Below are 24,443 nucleotides of genomic sequence, written 5' to 3' on the forward strand. Positions count from 1 at the left end.
GCTCCGATTCTCAGCGAATCGGAGCCCTTTTCTATTTGTCTGACGCTTTCGAAAATTCTGAAGCTGCCTGCCGCTCCGCCCTCAGGCCTCCGCCATGGCAAAGCTCTCGCCATGCAGGAAGCCGCGGCAGCCGCGCAGCGAGCGCAGCGCGCGGTTAAAATCGAGCCCCGTGGAGACCAGCGCGCGCAGCGTGGCGGGATTGCGCGCCACTCCGCGCAGCACCTTGCCGAGGTCGATGTCGCCATTCGGCTTGATGGCGCTCTTGGCGAGCGCCGGAAGCGCCCTGGTGGCCGGATCGGAGATGACCCGCAGCGCCGCGAACGGAAGTCCCGCTTCGGCCGCATAGGCCGCCGCGATATGGCTTTCCATATCGACCGCCGCCGCCCCGGTCTCCGAATGCAGCGCGGCCTTGCAAGCGGTCGCCGCGATCACCTGTTCCACACCCGAAAGAATGCCACGGACCACGCGCCGGCGGCGTAGCGCGGCGCGGGCAATCATTTCCTCGTTCAGCGCCAGACCCGCCAGAAACCGGGTATCGCCGGCGAGAACCTCGGTCGCCACCACCACATCGCCCGACTTCAGCGACGGATCGAGCCCGCCGGCGACGCCGAACGAGATCACACCCCTGAAAGTGGTAGAATCCAGCGTTGCCAGCAGTGCGCGCAATTGCTGCGGATCGCTGGAACTGCAGATGACGATCATGCCGGGCCCGGCCGCAATGCGGGCTTCCTGCACCAATCCTGTAACGATCAAAACCGGTCGCGGATCATTCGAATTGCGATCAACCGAACTGCCCACGATCGCGGCGGCCCCCGCCTCCAAAGTCACATCCCGACCCCTACCACCCTGCTGTTGGTGCTTCTCAAATTCCGATACCGCGCCAGCGCCCAGAGCGGAAAGAACTTCGAGTAGCCATGATACCGCAAGTAAAACACCCGCGGAAAGCCTGTAGCCGTGTAACGTGCCTCATCCCACAGTCCTTTCTCGGTCTGTGTGGCTTTTAGGTACTCCACGCCCCGCACGACAACCGGATGCTCCACCTCGCCGGCCGCCATCAGACCAAGCAAGGCCCATGCCGTTTGCGAGGAGGTTGATGGCGCCTGCTCATACCCCTTGTAATCGAGTCGGTAACTGACCGCATCCTCGCCCCAGCCGCCATCCCGGTTCTGGATCGAAACCAGCCAGTCCGCCGCCTTCCGAATCATGGGGTCCTGGTGGTCCACGCCAGCGGCATTGAGCGCACACAGCACCGACCAGGTTCCGTAGATGTAGTTCAGCCCCCAGCGACCGTACCAGGAGCCCTCCGCGAGCTGGGTCCGGCGCAAATAGGCAATGCCGTCCGCGACCGCCTTGCTGGTTTGCGCGGTCTCGCCGAGCTGGGCCAGCATCGAAATGCAGCGCGCGGTGACGTCCTCGGTCGGCGGATCGAGCAGCGCGCCGTGATCGGAGAACGGGATGTTGTTGAGGTAATATTCAAGGTTGTTGACGTCGAAAGCGGCCCAGCCGCCATCACGGCTCTGCAGCCCCTCGATCCACTCGCGGCCGCGCGCAATCGCCTGATCGTATTCCTTGCTGCCGGTCTGCCGGCGCGCCCGGTCCATCGCCATCACGACCACGGCGGTGTCGTCGAGATCGGGATAATGGTCGTTGTTGTACTGGAACGCCCAGCCGCCCGGACGAACGTCGGGCGCCTTCGCCGCCCAGTCGCCCTTGAGCTCGAGCACCTGCCGCGGCTTCAGCCAGTCGAGGCCCTGCTTCATCTTCTTGAGCGTGTCCTCGCCGCCGGCCTCCGCCAGCGCGTGGCAGGTCAGCGCGGTGTCCCACACCGGGGAGACGCAGGGCTGGCAATAGGCTTCGTGCTCGCCGATCACGAGCAGATTGTCGATGCCCTTGCGGGTGACCGCACGCGGCGGATAATCCGGCCCCTTGCCGAGCGCGTCGTACATCATCACGATGTTGGCCATCGGCGGATAGATTGCACCCATGCCGTCTTCGCCGTTAAGCCGCTCCTCGATGAACGCGAGCGCGGCATCGATCGCGCGCTGGCGCAGCTCTTTCGGAAACAACGGTTCGACCACGCGCAGGATCTTGTCCAGCGTGCTGAACAGCGTGAACCAACCCCAGCTTTGATGCGGCGCCTTCGCGCTCATGCCGACCGATTTGGGATCCTGCAGGAACAACTCATCAATGCCGACGCCCTTGGGATTCTTCGCCAGCGGCTTCAACGCCGCCATCACCATCAGCGGCACGATCGTGGTGCGCGCCCAATAGGAAATCTTGTTGAGATGGAACGGCGACCACATAGGCAACAGCATGATCTCGACCGGCAGCACCGGCACGGCGCGCCAAGTCAATACACCGTAGAACGCCAGCAGAAACCGTGTGAAAACGTTGACGCGGGCGGCACCGCCGCGGGAGCGGATCGCCTCTCGCGCGCGCACCATATGCGGCGCATCGACGGAATCGCCGATCATCTTCAGCGCGAAATAGGATTTGACGCTGGCGCTCATGTCGAACGGGCCATCCTGCACCAGCGGCCAGCCGCCGTGACTGCCTTGGGCGCGACGAAGATAGTTCGCGATCTTGGCTTCGAGCTGACTGTCGATGGGCTCGGCGAGATAGTGGCGCAGCAGGATGTATTCGGCAGGGATGGTGCTGTCGGCTTCCAGCTCGAATACCCAGTGTCCGTCGGATTGGCGATAGCCGAGCAGCGCTTCGGTCGCGGAAGCGATGCTCTTCTCCAGCGCGACGGGGTCGACGGCGTTTGTTTTGTCGATGGCAAGCATTTCGCTATACATCCCTATATTCGCGACGGGCTCTGTGAAGCCGGTCACGCAACTCGTCCTCAGGCCTAAGGCCTCGCCAAGACCAGATCGGCGGCGCGATCGCCTGACCGCACCGATCCCTCGATGGTTGCCGGCAATCCGGTATCAGTCCAGTCGCCGGCGAGAAACAGATTTTTGAATGATGTGACCGCGCCCGGCCGTAGTGCATTCTGCTCCGGCGTCGCCTCAAATGTCGCGCGGCGCTCGCGCACGATCTGCCAGGGCGGCAATGGAGTTTCGCCCGACAGGCCGGCGGCTTTGCAGACATCCCGCCAAATCGCCAGCGCGAGTTCTTCGCGCGGCATGTCGACGAGCCGGTCGCCATTGCTGATGGTGACCGACAGACGCTGCGGGAATGCGAACAGCCATTCCACGAGACCGCCAACGACGCCGAGAATCGGCGGCGCATCCTTGGGCGGATCGAAGCGGAAATGCGCGTTGACGATGGCGCGGAATTTCGACGGCGTCTTCAATCCCGGCAGCAGCGCCGCCGCAGGGCGCGGCGGCACTGCGAGTACCACGACGTCGTCGGGGCCGAGCGCAATGGTGTCGCCAACGAATTTCAGCTCGCCGACATCGCTGCCCTTCATCACGAGTTCGCGCAACTCATTGCCGAGTTGGATCGAGGCGCCCTTGTCCTGCAAAAGCTTGATCGCCGGCTCGACCAGCACAGCGCTGAGGCCATCGCGTGCGATCAGCGGCCGGCAGGCCTGCCCGCCCGCCAGCAACGTTTCCCGCACGATCGCGCCGGCCAGGCCCGCCGAACCCTCCGGCGGATCGACATTGAGCGCGGCCAACAGCAGCGGCTGCACCAGCCGCTGGTAGAGTGTGCCCTTGCAGGGGATCGCATTGCCGACCAGTTTGTCGGTCCCTGCCCAGATCAGCGGCATCAATGCAAGGTAATCGAACAGCTTGGTATCGGGGACGCGGCGCGCCTGGTCGAACACCCACAACGGCAACTTGCCCTCGCCAAGGTCGAGTTGCCAGCGCTGGCCGGTTGAGATGTCGACAAAAGGAAACTGCGCAAGCTTTGGCCCGACCAGCCCCGTCTCGGTGCCGATCGATTTGGCGTAGGCCAGCGCATGACGGTTGCCGGACAACAGCAAATGATTGCCGTTGTCGATGGTGAGGTTGGTGGCCGCATCGAAATAGGACCGGCAACGGCCGCCGGCCTGCTGCGTGGCCTCGTGGACATGCACCCGGTAATTGGCGTTGGCGAGCCGCACGGCCGCCGAAAGGCCGGAAATGCCGGCGCCGATGATATGAACATTTTTCTGCATCAGATGATCGCGTATCGGAGAAGGATGGCGATCTTCGCCCATTTGTGGACGCGGACCGGCTCGCGCGGAGCGGCAAAGCCCCGGGCCAGCAGCAAGTCCAGGATCGCGCGGTAATATTTCGACATGATCCGCGGCGCGCGCACTACGCGCCGCGAATTGCGCTTCATGATTTCGTCGGCTTTCTCGAAATGCTTTTTCGCGCGCTCGGCCAGCGGCAGGCATACTTTCGGCAATGCGCGATCGACGATCACCCGCTGCGGATTGTCGGTCGTGATACCGGCAAGCAGCAGCCCCTCGCGTGGCAGATAGAGGCGACCGAGGCCGGCGTCTTCATCGATGTCGCGCAGGATATTGGTCAATTGCAGCGCGCGCCCGAGGTGGTGGGCGAGCAGGATGCCGTCTTCCTCAGGCAGGCCGAACACGCGCACCGACAGTCGCCCGACGGCGCTGGCGACGCGGTCGCAATAGAGATCGAGGGTGGCAAGATCCGGCGCCCGGATGTCTTGCGGCACGTCCATCTCCATGCCGTCGACGACGGCGAGAAAATCCTCGCGCTTGAGACCGAAGGTTTTGACCGACGCGGCATAGTCCTGCAGACGCGGCGGTGGGTGCCCCTGATACAGGGCATCGATATCGTCGCGCCATTGCTGAAGCGCGGCCAGCCGCTCGGGCCGCGGGCCGTCGGAATCGGCGATGTCGTCGACCTGACGGCAAAAGCTGTAGATCTGGAACATCGCCTCGCGCTGATCGCGCGGCAGGATGCGCATCGCGGCGTAGAACGAGCTGCCGGACGCGGTAGCACCGTAATCTGCGTTGGCCGCCGCCGGATGCAACGTCATGCGCCGGCCGCCGAATTTGCCTGGGGACGGCGTCCGATCGCGCGGCGGGAGATCTCGCCGGCGATGCCGCCGATGGTATGGCCGAGCAACTCCAGCTTGCTCAAATGCACGCGCTCGCTAAGCGGATCGCGCACTTTCAGCATGCCGACGATCTTGTCGGCAAATGCCTGGATCACGGCAATATCAAGCCCGAGCCGGAAATCCTTTACCGCGGCACTCAACGGCTTGCTTTCATTGAGAAGAGTTTCAGTCCGCACCGCGAGCGCATGGAGACATTGCAACAGCGCCGGCTGCGATTTCGCCTCACCCAGCATCTCGACGGTGGCCCCGCTTGCCGCCAACGCATCGCGCGGCAGGTAGACGCGGTTGAGGTTTTTGTAGTCCTTGCCGCAGTCCTGCAAATGGTTGTTGATCTGCAGACCCGCGCACAGTGCGTCGGAAGCAGCCCAGGTCGAGGCGCTCTCGCCATGAACGTCGAGCATGAAACGGCCGACCGGCATGGCCGAATAGCGGCAATAATGAATGACGTCGTCCCAGTTTTCGTAGCGCAGCTTGGTGACGTCCATCCGGAACGCGACCAGCACGTCGAGCGCATGGCGTGGCGCCATCGCGCGCTCGGCCAAGGCACGGCGCAGATTGACGGCCTCCGCTTGCGTGTCGCCATTGCCGAGCAGCTCGGCCTCGAGCAGGTCGAGATAGCGCAGCTTTTCCTCCGCGCTAAGGGTCGCGTGGTCGGCGATGTCGTCGGCAGTCCTGACGAAATTGTAGAACGCGAGGATCAGCGCCCGGTGACGCGGATGAATGATCCACGACGCGACAGGAAAATTCTCGTCGCGGTCGGTCTTTCCAGATCGCAGGTCGCTCGCGGTGGTCATCAAAAACTGGCTACATCAATCGGGATTGGCGGCATGCGCCGACGCTCGGCGCATGCGAGATCGCGAGCCCCATATAGGGGAATACGCTACCAAAACCAATGCTATATGGGCTTATTAACCCCGCCCGTGACGCGCGTCATAGAGCCGAAAATGGCCTTTTTCCGCGAGGATTAACGGGCGCAGCGCGCCTTATTGGCCGTTGTTCTTGAGAACCGTGTTGCAGGCCGCGCTGATCTTGGAGCGATTCTCCTTGAGACAGGCCAGGATCGTGAGGTCGCCCTGGTCGATGACCGGACGGCAGTGCTTCTGCACGTCACGGGTGCAGGCCTTCTGCTCCTCCGCCGTTCCGCTGCGCTGCTGCGGCTGCTGGGCGAAGACGCTCGTAGAAACCGAGATCGACAACAAAGTGAGGGCCAGGAGAGATTTACGCATCGTATTCCTTCATTTCGGCAGCATGAAATCCCGTTCCCGATTTGCGTTTCGGCTTCGCCGGGCGGATTTGTTTGGATGATAGGTGCCGCGTAACGCAGCAACGTGTACAGGACAAGCATGGCAAATACGGCTAAATTTACGGCGATTTCAGCGCGGTAAATAACCGGCTGATATCTAACGTGTATTTCTGCCACACTTTCTCGGAAATTGGTTCTTGCAGACGGTCTTGAGCGAAGCTAGATGCTGCGCCGGCAACGCTTTGATTCCCTCGGTCGCTTGCGGCGCTTCTTTCTGCCGCGACCGCCGGAAACAGCATCCGGTCATTTTGAACCTAACATACTGCGGGAACACTAAATCTTCGATGTGGCGAGACCTATCTTTGCGAAGAACGTCTATTTAAGGGGAAAACTCACGATGAAACTGCTTGGTTCCAGCTTGCTCCGTCAGGCTCTCGCAGCGGCCGGCGTCGGCGCCGCACTGATGTTGTCGGTCGCCCAAAGCCATGCGCAGGCGGGCGGCCCGTTTGCAGGCTTCGACGGAAACTGGAGCGGCACAGGCACGGTCGCGCTCTCCAACGGCACCACCGAGAACATCCGCTGCAAGGCCGACTACAAGGTCAACGCCAACGGTCTTGGCCTGAAGCAAAACCTGCACTGCGCCAGCGACAGCTACAAGTTCGATCTCTCGAGCGATGTCACCAGCCAGGGTGAACGCATTTCGGGCAACTGGAGCGAAAAGAGCCGAAACATCTTCGGCAATCTGCAGGGCACCGCCGGTGGCGGCCAGATCGACGTGTTTGTCGAAGCATCGGGATTTGCAGCCAACCTGAATCTGCGCACCACCGGCAACAAGCAGAGCGTGCAGATCGACTCCAAGGGCGAGATCCGCGGCGTCAAGATCACGATGACCAGGACCTGATTCGATTCTTCAAAGCAGTCGTGCCAATGGCGGCTCCCCCAAGGTGCCGCCATTTTTATTTTCGGCAGCTTAGCAGAATTGCCACGCCCAATACGCCTCGCCGCGGTCGCGGCGCTCCGTCACCTCGACACGCATGAAGCGATCATGCGCGAGCGCGGCCCCCACCCACAATTCGTTCCAGGCATCGAACACTTGAGACGACAGCGCTTCACGTTCCGCCATCAGGCGCCACGAAGTCTGGCGCACGGTTGCGCCCCAGCCTTCGACTTCTAGTTCCGCATCGTCGTCCTGCCCCCGCGCAAGCCGGGCGAAGGCCTTGGCGAAACCCACTGCCCCCGCCTCCACGCCACCCAATAGCGCAGCGACGTCGTCGAAGGTGTGCATCCCGACGAGTCGCGCCGCGGCGCCGGCGAGATGGCCGCCTTCGTCCGGTCCGAGCACGGCAATCGTCTCCGGAACGATCGAGGTGATGTACTCCATCGCATAATTGCGAAGCACTTTCTGCAGCCGTTCCTCCGGCCATGTGTTCTCCGGCAGGCGCGGCGCGAGCTCGGCGCGGAACGGCGGACAGCGTTCGCCCGGCGAAAACTGCAGTCGCTCCTCGGGCGCGAGATCGTGATCCCATTCCTTGTAGTAACCTTCGAGCCCCGGCTGACCGTCGACGGTCTGCCCCGTGCAGACAAAGCCGAGCCTGGGATTGCCGAGCACGACGCCGTTGTTGGCGTGCCATCCGCGTAGCATCGCCCGCGAGACGTCCGAGGGGATTCCGCAAATGGCCGTGCCGGACCAGATCCAGCGCGGCGGCGGATAGCGCACCCAGGCCTTGCTGTCGCTCTCGTAGACATATTCGACCTTCACGCCGCCGACCTGGTTCGACAGATAGTGATATTGGGCGCACGCGACCGCATGCGGAAGCTGGTCGAGGCCGAGCTTCTTCAATCCGGGAAGGAAGCGCGCCAGTTGTTGGCGCCGGAAGGTGCGAAATACCACCTCGGCCGCGCGCGGCGTGCCGGCCCGCGACGCCAGCATCAGGATCAGCCCGGTGAGATAGGAATGATAGATGTGTTCGACCGCGCGGTTGGCGGCAGCGTCGGCCGCAGGGCGAGCGGCTAATCCTGCAGACGTCATTCCTCAGCCCCTCTGCGGTTGCCGTTGGCCGGCAACCCCTGTTGTTCAGCAGCGTTCGTTATTCGGCAGCCTTGTTCTCCGCCGGCTTGGCGTGACTGACGCCGCGAATCTTTTCCGACAGGCTGATCAGGAACATCGAGGTCGGCCGCAGGATAAAGAGGTCCGCGACCAGCGCTGCGATCATCGAGAACGCGCTGAGCCAGCCGAACAAGCGTAGCGACGGCAGGTCGGAGAACACGGTGACGCCGAGGCCGCAGGCCAGCACCACCGTGGTCAGAATCAGCGCCGGACCGACCAGCACGGTGGCGCGCTCAACCGCCAGTCCCGCGGTCACGCCCGGCTTGCTCTCCAGCCGCAAGCGGTTGAGGAAGTGGATGGTGGCGCTCAAGCCGAGGCCGAACGATACCGTCAGCGCGACGACGCTGGCGAATTGCAGCCCCTCACCCATTATCCAGAGCACCGTGCCCGATGCTACGACCGGAAAAATGCCGGGCAGGATGCAGGAGAACATCACCACGACCGAGCGGAATGCGAGGCCAATGAAGATCGCGACCAGCAGGAACTCGACCGTGAGGCCGGCATTCAGCTTCGAAATCATGTTGGCGCTGTTGCGGGCGGCAATCGCCGACAGGCCGGTGACCGCAATCTCGTAACCTGGATGCTCGGCGCGCACCTTGTCCAGCGCCTTGTCGAGCTTGTCGACCACGGGAAGGATTTCGCTCGAATCGAGATCGGGCACACGTCCTGAGACCACCACCGCATCTTGTTCGGCCGAGATGAAGCGACGGACCAGATGTTCTGGAATGACGCTGACATATTCCTTCAGCGTCGCGACGTCGGTGCTGCCGGCCTTCTCGGCGAGCCAGCGGCGCAGCGTTTCCAGCGACCAGACGTTGCCGACGCCGGCCGACTTCTCGACCATCGAGTGGACGTCGGCGATCGTCTTCAAGGTTTCCGGCGCGTAGAGCGAGGCGCCCTTGGGGAATTCGATCAGCACGTCGATCGGATTGGCACCGGTGAGCTTGGCGTCGAGCCGGCCCGATGCCGCCACCGCCTGCCGCTTGTCCGGCACCTGGTCGGCGAGCCGGTAGCGCGGCTCCAGCGTGGCGTAGATGTAGCCCAGCGCACCGACGAAGATCAGCGCGATCAGGCTGAACATGCCGGGGCGGCCGACCATGCGCACCGCAATCCAGTAACAGAAATTGCGCAGCGCCTGCACGCCAGCGTCGGCGCTCTGGAATTTCACCGCAAAAATCTTCTCGTTGCGGACGAACAGCACGCCGAATACCGGCACCAGCGACAGCACGGCCACCAGCGCGATGATGGTGGCGGCAAGACCGGCCTCGCCGAATTTGCGGATCAGTTCGGAATCGGAGAATTGCAGCGCGATGAAGGATATGCCGGCGGTGCCATGGGTCAGCACGCAGGCCGGGCCGACTATCAGCACGGCATTGGTGAAGGCCTTCAGCTTGTCCTGGCCGGCAATCAGGCGGTCGCGCGCCGCGAACGTCAACTGCATGGAGTCCGAGAAGCTGATTACCATGATGAGCGGCGTCATCACGTTCAGGAACATGTTGAGATTGAAACCGGCCCACCCGAGGCCACCGAGCGCGAGCAGGATCGCGATGATCGGCGGGAAGGCCGCAACGACCATGAACGATATCTTGCGGAAGAAAATGATCGCGATGATGCAGCCGGCCAGGATACCGAGAATATTGTAGGTCAGCCCGTCGCGCTTGACCGCGTTGCGGATTTCGAGCTGCATGACGGGAACGCCGGAAAGCTGGGCGTTGAGCCCGCTGCCGGAAAGATCCTCGGCCATGATCTTCCGCATTTCGCCGACCACCGTGCCGAGATCGTTCGAGGAAACGACCTTCGGCTCCAGCGACAGCACGATCAGCGCCAGCGTGCCATCCTCGGACAACAGCTTGCCGCGAATGATCTCGTTGGTTTTGACGGTCTCGACGAACTTGTCGTAGGCGGCGCCCTGCGGCAGTTCGGGCGGGAACAGCGCGGCCGGCAACTTGCCGGGCTCCGGCGCCTGACGCGCCGAAAACAGCGAGACCAGGCCGCGCACGCCCTCGACCAGTTGCAGGTCGGTGACCATGTCGCGGATCTTTTCGAGGTTCTCGCGGGCCAGCAGCGTCTTACCCTCGACCACGACCAGCACGTCGAATTCGGTCGCCGGAAAGCGCTTGGTCACGGCCTCATATTGCTTGAAGTCCTTGGAATCGGAGCGGAACAACTGGCTCAGCGAGTCGTCGATCTTGATGCGCTGGATGCCGAAGATCGCTGCCACGATCAGCACCGCGAGAATGACCATGGACAGGATCGGCGCCTTGACCGCGATCAGCCCCATGCGCTCGAGCCCGAAGGCGATGCTCTTGCCCTGCGGCGGCTCCTCTATGGCTGCGACGTGGACGCGACTTTCCGAGTTCTTGTCGAGCATACCCTGTCCAGTTCTCACGTCGGCCTGTTTGCGTCGCTTGGTTTTTTGTGCAGCTTGGTGGCGCGAATACGGCTTTGCCAACCCCTATCCGATCGGCACTAGCCCTTGAAATCACGCGGTAAATTAATTCGGCGCCGTTTTACAGGCCCGAACCTGATCCGGCAAGCGCGCGCGGCAGGGCAAATCGGCACGCAAATGTCGAAAATGCGCGTTAAGTCTCTGATTTGCCACACCTGCCGGCACCACTGGCGGCGATCAGCGCGGTTCCGCTTTCGTCCTTCAGCGCCACGCCGGTGACCTGGCGCGCGATGCCTTCACGCACCAACCACGCGATCTTGAAGGCGGCCTCATCGTAGCTGAGACCTGCGCCGTGGATATTGGATACGCAATTGCGCTTCTCGTCGGTGAGGCCGCTGCGCGGCGCAAAGGTCAGATAGGCGCCGAGACTGTCGGGGGCCGACAGGCCGGGCCGCTCGCCGATCAGCATCACCACCATCTGCGCGCCGAGCACGGCGCCGATCTCGTCGCCTAGCGCCACGCGCGCGCCGGAAGCGACCACGACATGGTCGCACCGGATCCCGGCCTCCGTCAGGCGCGGAGCAAGATGGCGAACCAGCTCGACCGCGTGGACATTGACGGCCGCCGGCGACAGCCCGTCGCCGATCACGATCACAACTCCGTTTGCACCGCCGCCTTGCTTTTCCAGCGCGCGTCGTGAATCCGGGTCGAGCATGCGTCCGAGATCGGGGCGGCGCAGATAGTCGCGCCGGTTGCCCGCCTGACTGGAAACCTCACTGACCTCCAGGCCGAGGCCGGCCAATCCGGCAACCAGATGCTCCACATCGAACGTGGCATGCACGGCATCGCGGGCGCGTGCGTGGTCGAGGGTGAAGGCAAGCAGCGCGTCGGTCGGCATGCTCGCGCCGGAGCGGCCGAGCCCGACGCGCGCCGGCGTCAGCTCCCGCAGAGCTTCGAGCGAGCGGGTCGGCGGCGCCGGCGTTTTCATGGGCCTTTACTCGGCAGGGACGGAAGCCTCGCGCAGCCGCATCGAATAGTTCGACGCGTTCTGCTGGCCGCCGGACGCCGCACGCGCGAACTTGATCAGATGATGCGCGATCGTGGCCGAACCGATCAGCCCTTCGATATCGCCGCACCTGAGGCGTCCGATCGCGAACTTCCAAAACACGCGCCTGTAATCGCTGAGCACCCCGACCTGCCAGAAGATGTTGCGCAGCATGATCAGCGCGCGCCTGATGTTGGGCCAGGTCTTCATCTCGGGCGCGACCGGCACCTTGATCCGGTTGGCGTAGGTGTAGTCGCATTGATACTGGTAGCGCGCATAGAGCTTTTCAGGCTGGAAGGCGACCTCCATGCATCGCTTCCAGGAATTGATGACCTGGTCGTAAGGCATCAGAAATTCGACGTTGGAATCGCGGCTCTCGTCGTCATTGAGGCGCCCCTCGCGCTCCAGCCGGTCCCACAGCGGCGTCTTCGGCAGCGCCTGCAGCAGATTGATCGTCAGCAGCGGAATCCGCGATTCATCGACGAAGTTGAGCAGTGCGTCCGCCGTGCCCGGCTTGTCGGTGTCGAGACCCATGATGATGCCGGAGACGACCTCCATGCCATAGGAATTGATGGTGTGGATGCCTTCGTGGATCGGGACCATCATGTTGTGGTCCTTGTGCATTGCATGCAGCGCGTCGGGATCGGGCGTCTCGATGCCGCAGAACACAGTGACGAACCTCGCCTCGCGCATCTTCTCCAGGATCTCGGGCCGCTTGGCGATGTTCAGCGTCGCCTCGCAGGCCAGCCGCACGACATAGCCCGTCCGCTTCTGCCATTCGATGAGATGCGGCAGCAGGTCGAGGGTAGCCTTGCGATTGCCGATGAAATTGTCGTCGACGAAATAGATCGTATCGGTGATGCCGCATTCGCGCATCCTGTCGAGTTCGGCAACGATCTGCTGCGGCGTCTTCAGGCGCGGATTGCGGCCATAGAGCCCGGGGATGTCGCAGAACTCGCACTGATAGGGGCAGCCGCTCGAATACTGGATGCTGCCGAGCAGGTATTTCTTCACTTCCGCCAGCTCGTAGGCCGGAATCGGAAACTCCGTCATCGACAGGCGTTCGCTGGTCGTCAGCACCACCTGCTGCTCGGGACGCGAAGGGTCGCGCGCCAACCGCGCGATCAGTTCATTGGTGGCGTCGCCGAGTTCGCCGACATGGAGATAGTCGAACGAGGGATAGTAATCCGGGCACGCGCTCACCGACGGGCCGCCGATCGCGACCGCAAGATCGAACGCATGGGCGCGGCGGCAGATGTCGTTCATCTGCTGGCGCTGGATGTGCATGCCGCTGACGAAGACCGCTTCCGCCCATTCGAAGTCTTCCTTGCTGGCGGGGCGAATGTTCTCGTCGATGAAACGCACCTGCCAGTTTGCCGGGAGATAGGCCGCGATCAGGAGGAGGCCCTGTGGCGGCATGAAAGCCTTCACGCCAGCGGTCAGGGGATAGGCGTATTCGAACGTGCCGAAAGAAGACGTATAGCGCGGGAAGACGCACAGGATACGCCGTACCGTTCCAATGCCTTCAGCTCTCATCAAATTTCCTCAAGGCTGACATGAATTTAAGCACGACATTGAAAGTTGGGCCAGAAATTCTTCAATATTGTGGCTGTGACTTCTAACTCGCTTTGGGTTCAATTGGTTGCACGAAAATCTGCAGGCCGGAGTTCAGGCGATCAGCCGCGAGGCAAATTCGGGCAGCAGGCCGGCGTTGCCGACAAGCCGGAAATTGCCGTCCGCGAGGCCTGAGCGGACCAGCCAATCGTCGAACTCGGGCGCCCGCTTCAAGCCGAAGAGGTCCCGGACGTAGAGCGCGTCATGAAACGAGGTCGACTGATAGTTCAGCATGACGTCGTCGGCGCCCGGCACGCCCATGATAAAGGTGACGCCGGCGGCGGCCAATAGCGTCAGCAGATTGTCCATGTCGTCCTGGTCGGCTTCGGCATGGTTGGTGTAGCAGACGTCGACCCCGAGCGGCAGGCCGAGCAGCTTGCCGCAGAAATGGTCCTCTAGGCCGGCGCGTATGATTTCCTTGCCGTCGTAAAGATACTCCGGACCGATGAAACCGACCACGCTGTTGACCAGCAACGGATCGAACGCGCGCGCTACCGCGTAAGCCCGCGCCTCGCATGTCTGCTGGTCGACATTGTGATGAGCGTTGGCCGACAGCGCCGAGCCCTGCCCCGTTTCGAAATACATCAAATTGTCGCCGACCGTGCCGCGACGAAGCGACAGCCCCGCCTCACGCGCCTCGCGCAGCAGCGCGAGATCGACGCCAAAACTGCGGTTGGCAGCCTCCGTTCCCGCGATCGACTGAAACACCAGATCGACGGGCGCACCCTGCCCGATCAAGCCAAGCGTCGTGGTGACATGCGTGAGCACGCAGCCCTGCGTCGGGACTTGCAGCCGCGTGATAATGCCGTCGAGCAGCCGCAGCAACTCGCCGATCACGGCCGGATCGTCGCTGGCCGGATTGATGCCGATGCAGGCATCGCCCGACCCCAGGAGAATGCCGTCGAGGATCGAAGCGGTAATGCCCTTGGCGTCATCGAAGGGATGGTTAGGCTGCAGCCGCACGCTCATCCGCCCCTTCAGGCCGATGGTATTGCGAAAGGCCGAGGTTACCGCGCATTTCTTGGCGATCAGGATCAGGTCCTGGTTGCGCATCAGTTTTGAGACGCCGGCGGCCATTTCCGGCGTGATCCCGCGCGAGACCTTCGCCAAAGACGCGCTTGTTGCGGCATCGGAGAGCAGCCAGTCGCGGAAGCCGCCGACGGTCAGCGAAGATATGGCGGCAAAGCCCGGGGCATCATGGCTGTCGATGATCAGCCGGGTGACCTCGTCATCCTCATAGGGAATGACAGCCTCGTTGAGGAACTGCTTCAGCGGTACGTCGGCGAGCGCCATTCGCGCTGCGATCATCTGTTCCGCGCTATCGGCCGCGACGCCGGCAAGACGGTCGCCGGATCGCGGCGGCGTCGCCTTGGCGAGCAGCTCGCGCAAACCGTCGAACGCATAGGTGGTGGCACCGATGATCTGCCGATAAACCATGCTGACCTTCCTGCGCCGTGCCCACTCCGTTGCCTGGCCAGTCTATGCCGGGCGACCGGCCAAGGCTATGCAGCTATCGATCACATCGAGGACTTCCGTGAGGGCCGCGGATGCTTGCCAATGCGAAGCGTCCTTCGGGAGACGCGGATGCTTCCGTGTGGTGGTATTGCCCGCATCGGCCGTACCAGCCACCTCCAATTGCGCTGATATACCAAGGCCCGTTGCAGTCGCACCAACTTGCCGAATTTTCCCGGCGAGGTATTGCACGATATCCAAGTAATCGTTTGAAGTTACTCGATGATTTGCCTTTAGTTGCAGCTCCACGAACTTCGCGCGTTAAGACATTCTCCACCAAAATTCAGCACATTGCCTACGCTGACGGCATTCACTGGATCCCATCCGGCGTGCCGATACGGCTGAATCTCCCGTACTTATTTTGGTGGCGCCATGGCATCCCGACTTTCGCTTGCAGCTAAATTGTATTCGATCTTCGCGCTGTTCGCGTTGCTCGTCGCAGCCATCACGGCCTTGTCCGATTACAACACCCGCCAGAACGCGGCCCTCACCGAAGCGGTCTCGATCGCGAGCCGCGCCGCGCTCAATGTCGAGCGCATCAATTCGCTGGTCTATGCGGTCGTGATGGAATCGCGCGGCATCTACATGTCGAGCGAGCCGCCGGTGGTGAAGAAATACGGCGACGGACTGCTCAAGTTCAACGAGCGCATCCTTGATGTCGTGAAGAACTGGGAAACGCTGGTCCAGGCCGACGACGCCCAGCAGTTCGCCACCTTCAAGAAGCGCATCGAACAGTTCGTCGACTTCCGCAAGGAGCTGGTTCGCCGCGGCGTCGAGATCAACGGGGCTGCGGGGCGTGAATGGGGCGACAACGACGCCAACCGCCAAGTGCGCACCGCGCTCAACAAGGATCTCGAGGCGCTCTCCAAGGTCTATGCCGAACGCAGCGGGAGGCTGGCCCAACAGACCGACACCAACCATACGATGGCATTTATCCTGACTTGCCTCGGCGTGTTGGCGCTGGTGGTGGTCGTCCTCGGCGTACTGATCATTTCCCGTTCGATCGCGCGCCCGCTCTCGGTCATCACCGCCACCATCAAGCAGGTGGCCGACGGCGCCGAAGGCGTCGAGGTTCCGCATGCCGAACGCGCCGATGAAATCGGAGCGCTCGCCCGTGCCATCAAGATCTTCCAGGAAGCGATGGATCGCAACCGCAACCTCAATTCGCAGGTGCTGGAAGATTCCAGGGCGCGTGACGAGCGCACCCGCCACATCGAAGCTTCGGTCGATGCGTTCCGGGAAGCGATCGGCGGCGTACTGCGCGCGGTCACTGACAATGCCACCGCGATGCGCGGTACCGCCCAGACCATCGCCAGCGTCTCATCGGAAGCAAGCGGACGCGCGGTGGCCGCCAACGGTGCGACCGAACAGGCCTCCAGCAACGTCTCCGCCGTCGCGAGCGCTGCCGAAGAGCTTTCCGCTTCCGTCGAGGAAATCGGCCGCCAGGTGCGTCAGTCGGCCAGCGCCGTCGAGCAGGCGGGCCAGCGCACCGAGAAATCGGTCTCCGAGATCGAGGGGCTTGCGGCTGCGACCCAGCGCATCGACGGTGTGCTGAACCTGATCCAGGCGATCGCCGAGCAAACCAACCTCCTGGCGCTCAACGCAACGATCGAAGCCGCGCGCGCGGGCGACGCCGGCCGCGGCTTCGCCGTGGTCGCCCACGAGGTCAAGGCGCTGGCCGAGCAGACCGCCAAGGCGACCGCCGAAATCGGCCAGAACGTCGGCCTGATCCAGACGTCGACCAAAACCTCCGTCGAAGCGGTCCGCGAGATCGGCGCCGCCGTGCGCGACATCAACGAGGTGACGTCCATCATTGCCAGCGCGATCGAGCAGCAGGATGCGGCAACCCGTGAAATCTCGGCGAACGCGCAATTGGCGGCGCAGGGCAACGGAACGCTGGTCGTCAATATCGGGTCGCTCAGCGACGCGATCGGCACGACGAGCACTGCGGCGACTTCGGTCCTTACGGCATCCAGCGAACTGACGGCCACGGCCGAAACGCTGTCGCGCGAGGTCGAAAAATTCTTCCGCAACCTGCGCGCCGATTCGTCCGAACAGCCGCGGCGGACCGGCACGTAGCCGGCAGCATCTCCGGTTCGCGCCAAGTGTGAGGAGCCCACGACTTTCGCAACGTCGAATCGCCAGGTGCGAGATGAGCTGGATATCGGACATATCGCTGATATGGCAAAATCGACGCGAATGACCCAAACCGGAAGCCGCGCCCGCGCCCTCCCTAGAATTTCACCTCGGTTCTCCGCTGCTACCGGCTTGCCCGGAACTGAATGCCCCACGGACTGCTCATTTGCCAGCTGCGCTGTTTGAAATTCTTGCGAGGGTCTTCTTCGACGGAATCCGGATCGTGGGATCGAAGGGTCTGTCAAGCGTCCCCAGTTGCCCTTCTAGTTTCGACAAACCAAGAGATGTTCCCCGCGTCCAATTCGCGAGGCAAATAGATTGAGGCGATGCGTCGCCGCCTACCCCGATAAGCATTGTTCTTTCGGCCGGTTCACACACGAATGTGTGCAGTGTGCCCGATCCAGACCGATAAGCATGATCGAATACCGGCGATCCCGCGTGGTTGAGAGCGATGAATAGCTTTTCAGGGGACAGTTCGGCACGGGACCAAGTTTCGAGAGGGGGAAGGCGCCGATGTGACCCCGCGTTACGTCGGTTGTAACGTCCAAGCGCTGCGATCTGAAAATGATTGGTGCAAGCGAGCTGCCGACCATCGCGCACGGATGTTGCCAGAGGCGAAGCCTCAACTACCGCTGCGGCCCCGGTTGCATCGAGAATCGAATAGTTAAACGGTTGGCCATGGGGAATTCGCGTGAGTAATCTGACGGCCTCCCGCGTCGTCGCACATTGGTCCAATACCATGCGGACAATAAGGATGCAGACCAACCCGGGCCGGACCGGCTTGAAATTGACGAAGTGCAACCCGACGCAAACGCCGTGTTCATTCATTCCATCCACCCGACCGGTAAGTCTATCCGAAAATCCCAGGCTGGCATGCACACCATTTGGTTGGATGGCGAGCAGGATACGATCATATCGACGCGGACTGTAGTCGTAGTTGCGACCGTAGAGCGCTTTCGTCATTACTGAGGAGCATCCACGCTTCGGAAAGAGCAGACGGGCGTTCGAGTATTCGGCGACGGCCCGCTCTAGTGGAATTTTCAGGCCGTCTGCAAGTCCGTGTAGTTCTTCCCAAATATTCGGCGCGTAGGTGCAAAGAGCGGCCTGCGCGTCTTTCAGAATGAAGCCGAATGGACGATACCCTTTGCGCCTATGAAAAGTGAATCCGCGTGTGGTTTTCAGAAAGCCTTCGGCCAACAGTATGCCTACGTCATAGGAGCTTCCTCTGCATTGCAACACGTCCACGTTCCAAGGCTTGGTCATCTCCAGTCTCTTTCCGAATCCGATCGCTGCTGATCACTTCTGCACACGCAAAGCTCTTGTGAGCGTCGTGTCCCGTCAAGCTGGAGCCAAGCATAACCGGTGAGCTTTGGGCGGCCTTTACGAGCGCAGGAGCCGCATCTACACTGACTGAAATTGCAAATTTTCTCGCTCGCAGCCCCGAGCAGACTCAGGAGTTTAGAGTGCGGCCCTGCTGACGCGCGTGTCGGCTCTTGGCACTTGGGCGATGTCCGACTTAAGTCCGCAAAATGCTGCAAAGCGGACGTGGATCAAGCCACGTTCACCAACAGCCTAAGCCGACCGCACGGTTGCGAGAAACTTGCCGACCTCGGCCTTGAGGCGCTTGTTTTCGTTGGAGAGCAGTTGCGCATTCGCCAGCACCTGTGACGACGCCGTGCCGATTTCACCGGCACCACGGTTGACGTCGGCGATGCTGGTCGCGACCTGGGTCGAACCCACGGCCGCCTGCTGCACGTTGCGCGCGATCTCCTGGGTGGCAGCGCCCTGCTCCTCGATGGCGGCAGCGATCGCCGCGGCGATTTCGGAAACCCGGCCGATGGTGCCGCTGATCTCCTTGATGGCGTGCACCGATTCCTGCGTCGCCGACTGCATCTCGGCGATCTGGGTCGAGATTTCGCTGGTTGCCTTGGCGGTCTGGGTGGCGAGCGCCTTGACCTCCTGGGCAACCACCGCAAAGCCGCGGCCGGCGTCACCGGCGCGGGCGGCCTCAATGGTCGCGTTGAGTGCCAGTAGATTGGTCTGCTCGGCGATCGTGGTGATCAACTTGGTTACGTCGCCGATGCGGTTTGCCGCCTCCGACAATTCGATGATCCGGGCGTCGGTCTTTTGCGCCTGAACGACGGCCTCGTTGGCGATCCGGTTGGAATTCGCAACCTGCCTGCCGATTTCATTGACGGAGCTGGCCATTTCCTCGGTGGCGGACGCCACCGACTGCACGTTGCTGGAGGTCTCCTCGGAAGCCGCGGCGACCACGGTGGAGAGTTCCTGGGTGGCCACGCTGCTGTTGGTCAGGATCGCGGCGGAATTTTCCAATTCGGCCGAGGCCGAGCCAACGTTCTCGACGATATTGCCGACCGCGATCTCGAAACTCTCGGCCAGGTTATGGAGCTCGGCACGGCGTGCCGATGCCAGTTCGCGGTTCTTTTCCTCACGCTCCGCCGTCTCGCGTTCCGCCTTGGCGATCGCCTGCACCTTGAATTCCTGAATCGCGTGCGCCATCTGGCCGACTTCATCGCGGCGCTCGAGGCCGGGCAGTTGGACCTCGAAATGCCCGGCGGCAAGTTCGCGCATCGCCCTCGACATCGCCACGACGGGACGGGACGTACTTCGGCCGATCAAAAACGAAACCAGGATGCCGGCGAGTGCAACCACCAGCAGGGCCACCGTCAGCGTCATCTGCTGTTGCTCGAGCTTGATCCCGGCACGGGCAATCTCGCGATCCTTGCTATCGCTGCTATGGGCGATCAGGTCATCGACCAGCTTTTCAATGACGGCAAAATTGCGCTCTGCACCCTTGATGAATATCAGCGCCGAACCGGCGTCGCCGTCGGCCATCTCGATCGCGTTTTTCGATTGCTTGAGATAGCCCGCGACCGCAGCTTTCAGTTTGTCGAAAGTCTCCGGGCCGAGCCCGCCCTTGATGCCTTCGACGGCCTTCAGCGCCTCGGAAATCTTGCCGGCCGCAGCCGAAGCCTCCTTGGCGACCGCCGCTACTTTCTTCTCGTCCTTTTCATTGGCCGCCGTGGCCGCAAGACGATAGAGCTTGGCGTGCGCCGTCCACACCGTTGTGGTGAGATCGTTGGCCAGCTCCGATTGCCGGACCGGACCGGACACCAACGCGTCAACGGCGGCCTGATTCGACCGCAGCGTTTGCAACGCGTAGGCGCCGAGCCCGATCAGGACGGCGATCAGGAACGCCGGAGCGAGCTGGACTTTCCATGATAGGCCAATGTTCTTGATCCAGCCGAGCATGTCACCCCTTCAGTGCGGCGATCACCGCACAACCACGAAAACGCTTGATCGGGGTCAGAGCTTGTAGACGCCCGCACAGACGGCCGTGTTATCCAGCTTCTCGCAGTACATTTCCTTCGGCTCGACCTTCTTGCTCACCGGATTGACGAACTTGTAATCCTGCCAGAACGAAGGCTGCTTGGCGGCGAGTTCGACGCGTTCCTTGACGTAGAGTTTGCCGTCGACATCCTGGGCGTCGATCAGATCCTTGCCGACGAACTTCTCGTTCGAGCCGTGAGCCAGCACTTTGCCGTCGAGCTGGTAGACCACGACATAGAGATCGCGGTCGCGGAACTTGCTGGCCTTGTTGGTGATCTCGGGATACGCCTTTTCGGGTCCCTGCTCCTTGATGAAGGTAACGGCCTGCTTGACCATGGCAACGGCTTCATCCTTGCTTGCGCCGCCGCCCGCGCCGGCGCTACCGCCGAAAACAAGCATGGCTGCCACGGCGGAAACGAAAGGCTTTGTTGACCAATTGTTCACGATTATCTCCTGGCTAGGTGGACGCAACTTGCAGGCGCGGATCCGCGCACGTCATGCTGGCAACAAAAGTGCAAACCATCCGTTAAAGTGCCTATCCGTAGTGCAGCGGAGATTAGCGCGGCTTAGCCGCTGCGGCAGGACAACCAATTCTTAAGAAGTCCGGCACTGAGGCATTCCAGCCTCATTCCACCAGCAGCACGTCGACGGCGACGTTGAGCTTCTGCTTGGGCGATCCGACGATGATGCCGTCGACCGGCGAGACGTCGGAGAAGTCCCTGCCGATCGACAGGACGATATGATCGTTCTCGACCAGGAGGTCGTTGGTCGGATCGAAGCCGACCCAGCCAAGCTCGGCGCCGCACCAGACCGAGACCCAGGCGTGGCTGGCGTCGGCGCCCTGCAGGCGCGGCTGGCCGGCGGGCGGAACGGTGCGCAGATAGCCGCTGACATAGGCCGCCGGCAGGCCGAGCCCGCGCAGGCCCGCAATCATCACATGGGCAAAATCCTGGCAGACGCCGTGGCGCTTCTCGAACACTTCCTTAAGCGGCGTCGAAATCACGGTGGCCTTGGAGTCGTACCTAAAATCGCTGCGGATGCGGCGCATCAGGTCGACGGCGCCCGTGAGGATGCCGCCGCCCGGCGCGAAGCTTGGCGCGGCATAGGCAGTGAGCGGCGCCAGCACCGGCACCAGCGAGCTTGCAAAGACGTATCCGACCGGCGAAGCGGGACCGAGGCTGGTAGCCTCAAACGCCGCGTCGCGGATTCTCTCCCAGGGCGGGCTGGGCGCCGTGCGACCAGGCGCTTGACGCGCGACCGACACCCGTGAGCGGGAATCGATCCGCAAATTGCGATGCGCGGTCTCGATCAGCACGCTCTCGGTGTGCGCTCCGAAAAAGTCCCGCCGCACCGTGCGTTCGGCCGGCCGCGGCCGGATCTCGACCGCGTGCGAGATCAATTGCTGCCCGTCGCCGGTTCGCGGCTCCAGCCGCAGCGAGCAGCGCGCAAAACTCACCGGGCTCTCGTAAGCGTAGGTCGTGACGTGACGGATGTCGTAGATCACGCGAGGCCCGTGAGCTTCTCCGGCCGGCTCGCATTGGGCCCGTGCGGGAAGTAATGCAGGCCGATGGCGTCGGCCAGATTGAGCAGATCCTGTTCGAGTGCAAACAGCGCTTTCACATCCTGCGTCTCGGCCTCCGCCGTCGTCAGCGTCGCCTGCAACGCCACTGCCAGCCGCTGTGGCCGCTCGATCAAACCATGTTCCTTCAGGCTTGGCAGCGCCGCAATGTGGTCGTTGAGCGCTGCGACCTGAAAGGCGACCGAGCGCGGATTATAAGGATCGAGCACGGCGAGGTCGCGAACCGGCGCCAGCGCCGGGCCTACCAGGTAGCGCGACCTATAGGTGATCTGGCAATCCACCAATGTGAGCAGTACGTCGAGGTCTTCGTCGCTGGCCTCGTCATAGGCGAACTGCCGGGCGAACCGCACGGTGTTGATAGCGCGCTCGGCGCGGCGGCCCATGTCGAGGAAGCGCCAGCCGGCGGCGCGGTTCATGTTTTCCTGCGCAAGGCCGGCAAGGCTCGCCAGCTCCTGCAGCGTCAATTCAGCGGCGCTGACAATGCTGTCGTCGTCGTCGACCTGCAGCGCGAGGCGCTCCACCATCTCGGTGATGATCTGCCAGGCATCGGGCGAAAGCCGCTCGCGCAGCGAACTCGCAGTCCGCTGCACCGATCGCACCAGCGAAAGCGCCGAACCGAACTTCTCCTCGCTCTGCAGCGCTTCCGCAATGACCCGCGCCGGATTGGTCCGCGTCGCCTGCGAGGTAGCGCCCCAGGTCACGAGAATCCGCTGGATACGCTCGACCGAATGCAACGCGGTTGACGCTCCCTTGGCAGGATCACGCGTCGAAGTGCCGAGCGCACGGATCAGCCGCAGCGTCGCCTCGGCGCGTTCGAGATAGCGGCCAAGCCAGAACAGATTGTCCGCGGCACGGCTCGGTACCACGCCGGCGATCCGCCTGATCCGCACCGTGTCGGCGCCGGGCAACAGCGTCGCCGACGCTACGGCCTTGTCGGACACCACCCAGACATCCGCCGACCGCACGCCGTCGCCCATCGACACCGCACGCGCATCCGCCTTTTCGGCAATCCGGCAGAACCCGCCGGGCATGATGCTCCAGCCTTGTGGAGTAGCCGCGGCAAATACCCGGAGCACGAACGGGCGCGGCGTGATCCGCCCCTCTTCCCACACCGGCGTCGTCGACAAGCGCACCAGTTCCTGGCCGACATAATCGATGCCACGGTCGGTGATCGCCTGCCAGAGCCGGTCGCGCTCGGCTGGCGGCAACTCGCCGGCGAGCACGGGCGCATGGCTGGAAAAGCCGGGAACGGCCCGGCCGTAGGCACCCTCGATGACGAAATCCTCCAGCCGCGACAGCACTTCCTCACGCGCGGATTTCTGGCCGCACCACCAGGTCGCGATGTGCGGCATGATCAAGGTCTCGCCGAGCAAGCGGCGGCACAGGCTCGGCAGGAATCCAAGCAGCGCCCTCGCTTCCAATACGCCCGAACCCGGCATATTGGCGACGACGACGCCGTCCTTGCGCAGCACATCGATCAGGCCCGGCACGCCGAGATGCGACGAGGCATCGAGCTCCAGCGGATCGAGAAAATTGGAATCGACACGGCGCAACAGCACGTCGAGCCGCTTCAGGCCCGCGACGGTGCGGATATGGACGCGGTCGCCGCTGACGGCGAGATCGTCGCCTTCGACCAGGAGAAAGCCGAGATAGCGCGCCAGCGTGGCGTGTTCGAAATAGGTTTCGCTGAAGGCGCCCGGCGTCAACAAGCCGATGCGCGGCTCGTCACGGTCGGCGCTGGCGCGAAGCGCGTCGCGGAACGCTTCGAAGAAGGGCGCCACGCGCTCGACGTTCATCGACTTGTAGAGATTGGAAAAGGCGCGCGACAGCACCAGGCGATTTTCCAGCGCATAGCCGGCGCCTGACGGCGCCTGCGTGCGGTCGTTCAGCACCCACCAGCGCCCGTCAGGGCCGCGGCCGACATCGGCGGCATAGAAATGAAGATGACGCCCGCCGGGTGGTTTGACGCCGCAGATGGCGCGCAGATATTCATTGCTGCCGGCAATCGCGGCCGCGGGCACCGCGCCTTCGCTGACCAGCCGGGCATCGCCATAGAGATCGCGCAGGATCATTTCGAACAACTGTGCTCGCTGCGCGATACCGGTGGTCAGTTGCTGCCAATCGGCCTCGTCGATGATCAGCGGCAGATGGCTGAGCGGCCACAGCCGGTCGGCTGTCTCGCCGGGCGCGCGGTAGGTGACGCCGGCCTCGCGCAGATGCCGGTCGGCGGAGGCAAAGCGGCGTTCGATATCTGGCGGCGAAAGCGCCGCAAAGGCATCGAAAAAGCGGGTCCAGGCCGCGCGCGGTGCGCCGTCAGGCCCGATATATTCGTCGGGAGTGCCGGGCAGCCGCGCATAGTCGCGCGTCCATTGCGCCATCCGGCGCTGACCCGGGCGGGCCTTGCTCTCCTGACTGTTGCCTTGGCCTGACATTCCGATTCCC

At 62.9% G+C, this 24,443-nt stretch carries 18 protein-coding genes; 2 read left to right on the forward strand and 16 right to left on the reverse strand.

Annotated elements, in window-relative coordinates; genetic code table 11:
• Positions 1 to 81 precede the first annotated feature (81 nt).
• The 6 genes from YUO_RS0132085 to YUO_RS0132110 form a co-directional block, all read right to left on the reverse strand.
• On the reverse strand, positions 82 to 828 hold the full coding sequence (locus tag YUO_RS0132085; protein WP_051379746.1) for a phosphorylase: 747 nt from the start codon (positions 826 to 828) through the stop codon (positions 82 to 84).
• Positions 825 to 2,786: a squalene--hopene cyclase gene (shc, locus tag YUO_RS0132090; RefSeq protein WP_051379749.1), complete on the reverse strand. Its 1,962-nt coding sequence runs from the start codon at positions 2,784 to 2,786 to the stop codon at positions 825 to 827. Before shc ends, YUO_RS0132085 begins: the two co-directional genes overlap by 4 nt.
• A 65-nt stretch (positions 2,787 to 2,851) precedes the next feature.
• On the reverse strand, positions 2,852 to 4,105 hold the full coding sequence (gene hpnE / locus YUO_RS0132095) for a hydroxysqualene dehydroxylase HpnE (protein WP_028350907.1): 1,254 nt from the start codon (positions 4,103 to 4,105) through the stop codon (positions 2,852 to 2,854).
• Positions 4,105 to 4,944, reverse strand: coding sequence for a presqualene diphosphate synthase HpnD (gene hpnD, locus YUO_RS0132100; RefSeq protein WP_028350908.1), 840 nt, complete (start codon positions 4,942 to 4,944; stop codon positions 4,105 to 4,107). The genes hpnE and hpnD overlap by 1 nt, the downstream gene beginning before the upstream one ends.
• Complete coding sequence (gene hpnC, locus YUO_RS0132105; protein ID WP_028350909.1) at positions 4,941 to 5,819, reverse strand: squalene synthase HpnC; 879 nt, start codon at positions 5,817 to 5,819, stop codon at positions 4,941 to 4,943. The genes hpnD and hpnC overlap by 4 nt, the downstream gene beginning before the upstream one ends.
• A gap of 189 nt (positions 5,820 to 6,008) precedes the next feature.
• Positions 6,009 to 6,251: a hypothetical protein gene (locus YUO_RS0132110; RefSeq protein ID WP_028350910.1), complete on the reverse strand. Its 243-nt coding sequence runs from the start codon at positions 6,249 to 6,251 to the stop codon at positions 6,009 to 6,011.
• Between the two features lie 414 nt (positions 6,252 to 6,665).
• On the opposite strand from YUO_RS0132110, the gene YUO_RS0132115 reads away from it, so the two are divergent.
• Positions 6,666 to 7,169, forward strand: coding sequence for a hypothetical protein (locus YUO_RS0132115; protein WP_028350911.1), 504 nt, complete (start codon positions 6,666 to 6,668; stop codon positions 7,167 to 7,169).
• Positions 7,170 to 7,238: 69 nt separating this feature from the next.
• Here YUO_RS0132115 and YUO_RS0132120 read toward each other — a convergent pair whose 3' ends face one another.
• The 5 genes from YUO_RS0132120 to YUO_RS0132140 form a co-directional block, all read right to left on the reverse strand.
• Positions 7,239 to 8,297, reverse strand: coding sequence for a hypothetical protein (locus YUO_RS0132120; protein ID WP_028350912.1), 1,059 nt, complete (start codon positions 8,295 to 8,297; stop codon positions 7,239 to 7,241).
• Positions 8,298 to 8,355: 58 nt separating this feature from the next.
• Positions 8,356 to 10,746 carry an efflux RND transporter permease subunit gene (locus YUO_RS0132125; RefSeq protein WP_028350913.1) on the reverse strand — a complete coding sequence of 797 codons (2,391 nt, stop codon included), beginning with the start codon at positions 10,744 to 10,746 and terminating at the stop codon, positions 8,356 to 8,358.
• A 211-nt stretch (positions 10,747 to 10,957) separates the two neighbouring features.
• Positions 10,958 to 11,752, reverse strand: coding sequence for an ethanolamine ammonia-lyase subunit EutC (eutC, locus tag YUO_RS0132130; RefSeq protein WP_028350914.1), 795 nt, complete (start codon positions 11,750 to 11,752; stop codon positions 10,958 to 10,960).
• A 6-nt stretch (positions 11,753 to 11,758) separates the two neighbouring features.
• Positions 11,759 to 13,345, reverse strand: a complete 1,587-nt coding sequence (locus tag YUO_RS0132135; protein ID WP_028350915.1) for a B12-binding domain-containing radical SAM protein — start codon at positions 13,343 to 13,345, stop codon at positions 11,759 to 11,761.
• Between the two features lie 132 nt (positions 13,346 to 13,477).
• Positions 13,478 to 14,860, reverse strand: coding sequence for an ethanolamine ammonia-lyase subunit EutB (locus YUO_RS0132140; protein WP_028350916.1), 1,383 nt, complete (start codon positions 14,858 to 14,860; stop codon positions 13,478 to 13,480).
• A 447-nt stretch (positions 14,861 to 15,307) separates the two neighbouring features.
• On the opposite strand from YUO_RS0132140, the gene YUO_RS0132145 reads away from it, so the two are divergent.
• Positions 15,308 to 17,014 carry a methyl-accepting chemotaxis protein gene (locus tag YUO_RS0132145; RefSeq protein WP_028350917.1) on the forward strand — a complete coding sequence of 569 codons (1,707 nt, stop codon included), beginning with the start codon at positions 15,308 to 15,310 and terminating at the stop codon, positions 17,012 to 17,014.
• Between the two features lie 219 nt (positions 17,015 to 17,233).
• On the opposite strand, the gene YUO_RS45350 is transcribed toward YUO_RS0132145, so the two are convergent.
• The 5 genes from YUO_RS45350 to YUO_RS0132170 form a co-directional block, all read right to left on the reverse strand.
• Positions 17,234 to 18,334 (reverse strand): C45 family autoproteolytic acyltransferase/hydrolase, encoded by a 1,101-nt coding sequence (locus YUO_RS45350; RefSeq protein WP_083754798.1) that lies wholly within the window; start codon positions 18,332 to 18,334, stop codon positions 17,234 to 17,236.
• Positions 18,335 to 18,643: 309 nt separating this feature from the next.
• Positions 18,644 to 20,344, reverse strand: coding sequence for a methyl-accepting chemotaxis protein (locus YUO_RS0132155; RefSeq protein WP_028350919.1), 1,701 nt, complete (start codon positions 20,342 to 20,344; stop codon positions 18,644 to 18,646).
• Between the two features lie 54 nt (positions 20,345 to 20,398).
• A complete protein-coding gene (locus YUO_RS0132160; RefSeq protein WP_051379747.1) occupies positions 20,399 to 20,821 on the reverse strand; it encodes a cache domain-containing protein in 423 nt (140 codons plus the stop codon).
• A gap of 226 nt (positions 20,822 to 21,047) precedes the next feature.
• Positions 21,048 to 21,926: a transglutaminase family protein gene (locus YUO_RS0132165; protein WP_028350921.1), complete on the reverse strand. Its 879-nt coding sequence runs from the start codon at positions 21,924 to 21,926 to the stop codon at positions 21,048 to 21,050.
• On the reverse strand, positions 21,923 to 24,433 hold the full coding sequence (locus YUO_RS0132170) for a circularly permuted type 2 ATP-grasp protein (RefSeq protein ID WP_028350922.1): 2,511 nt from the start codon (positions 24,431 to 24,433) through the stop codon (positions 21,923 to 21,925). Before YUO_RS0132170 ends, YUO_RS0132165 begins: the two co-directional genes overlap by 4 nt.
• Positions 24,434 to 24,443: the final 10 nt, after the last annotated feature.

This window comes from Bradyrhizobium murdochi (assembly GCF_000472965.1).
Taxonomy (GTDB): Bacteria; Pseudomonadota; Alphaproteobacteria; order Rhizobiales; family Xanthobacteraceae; genus Bradyrhizobium; species Bradyrhizobium murdochi.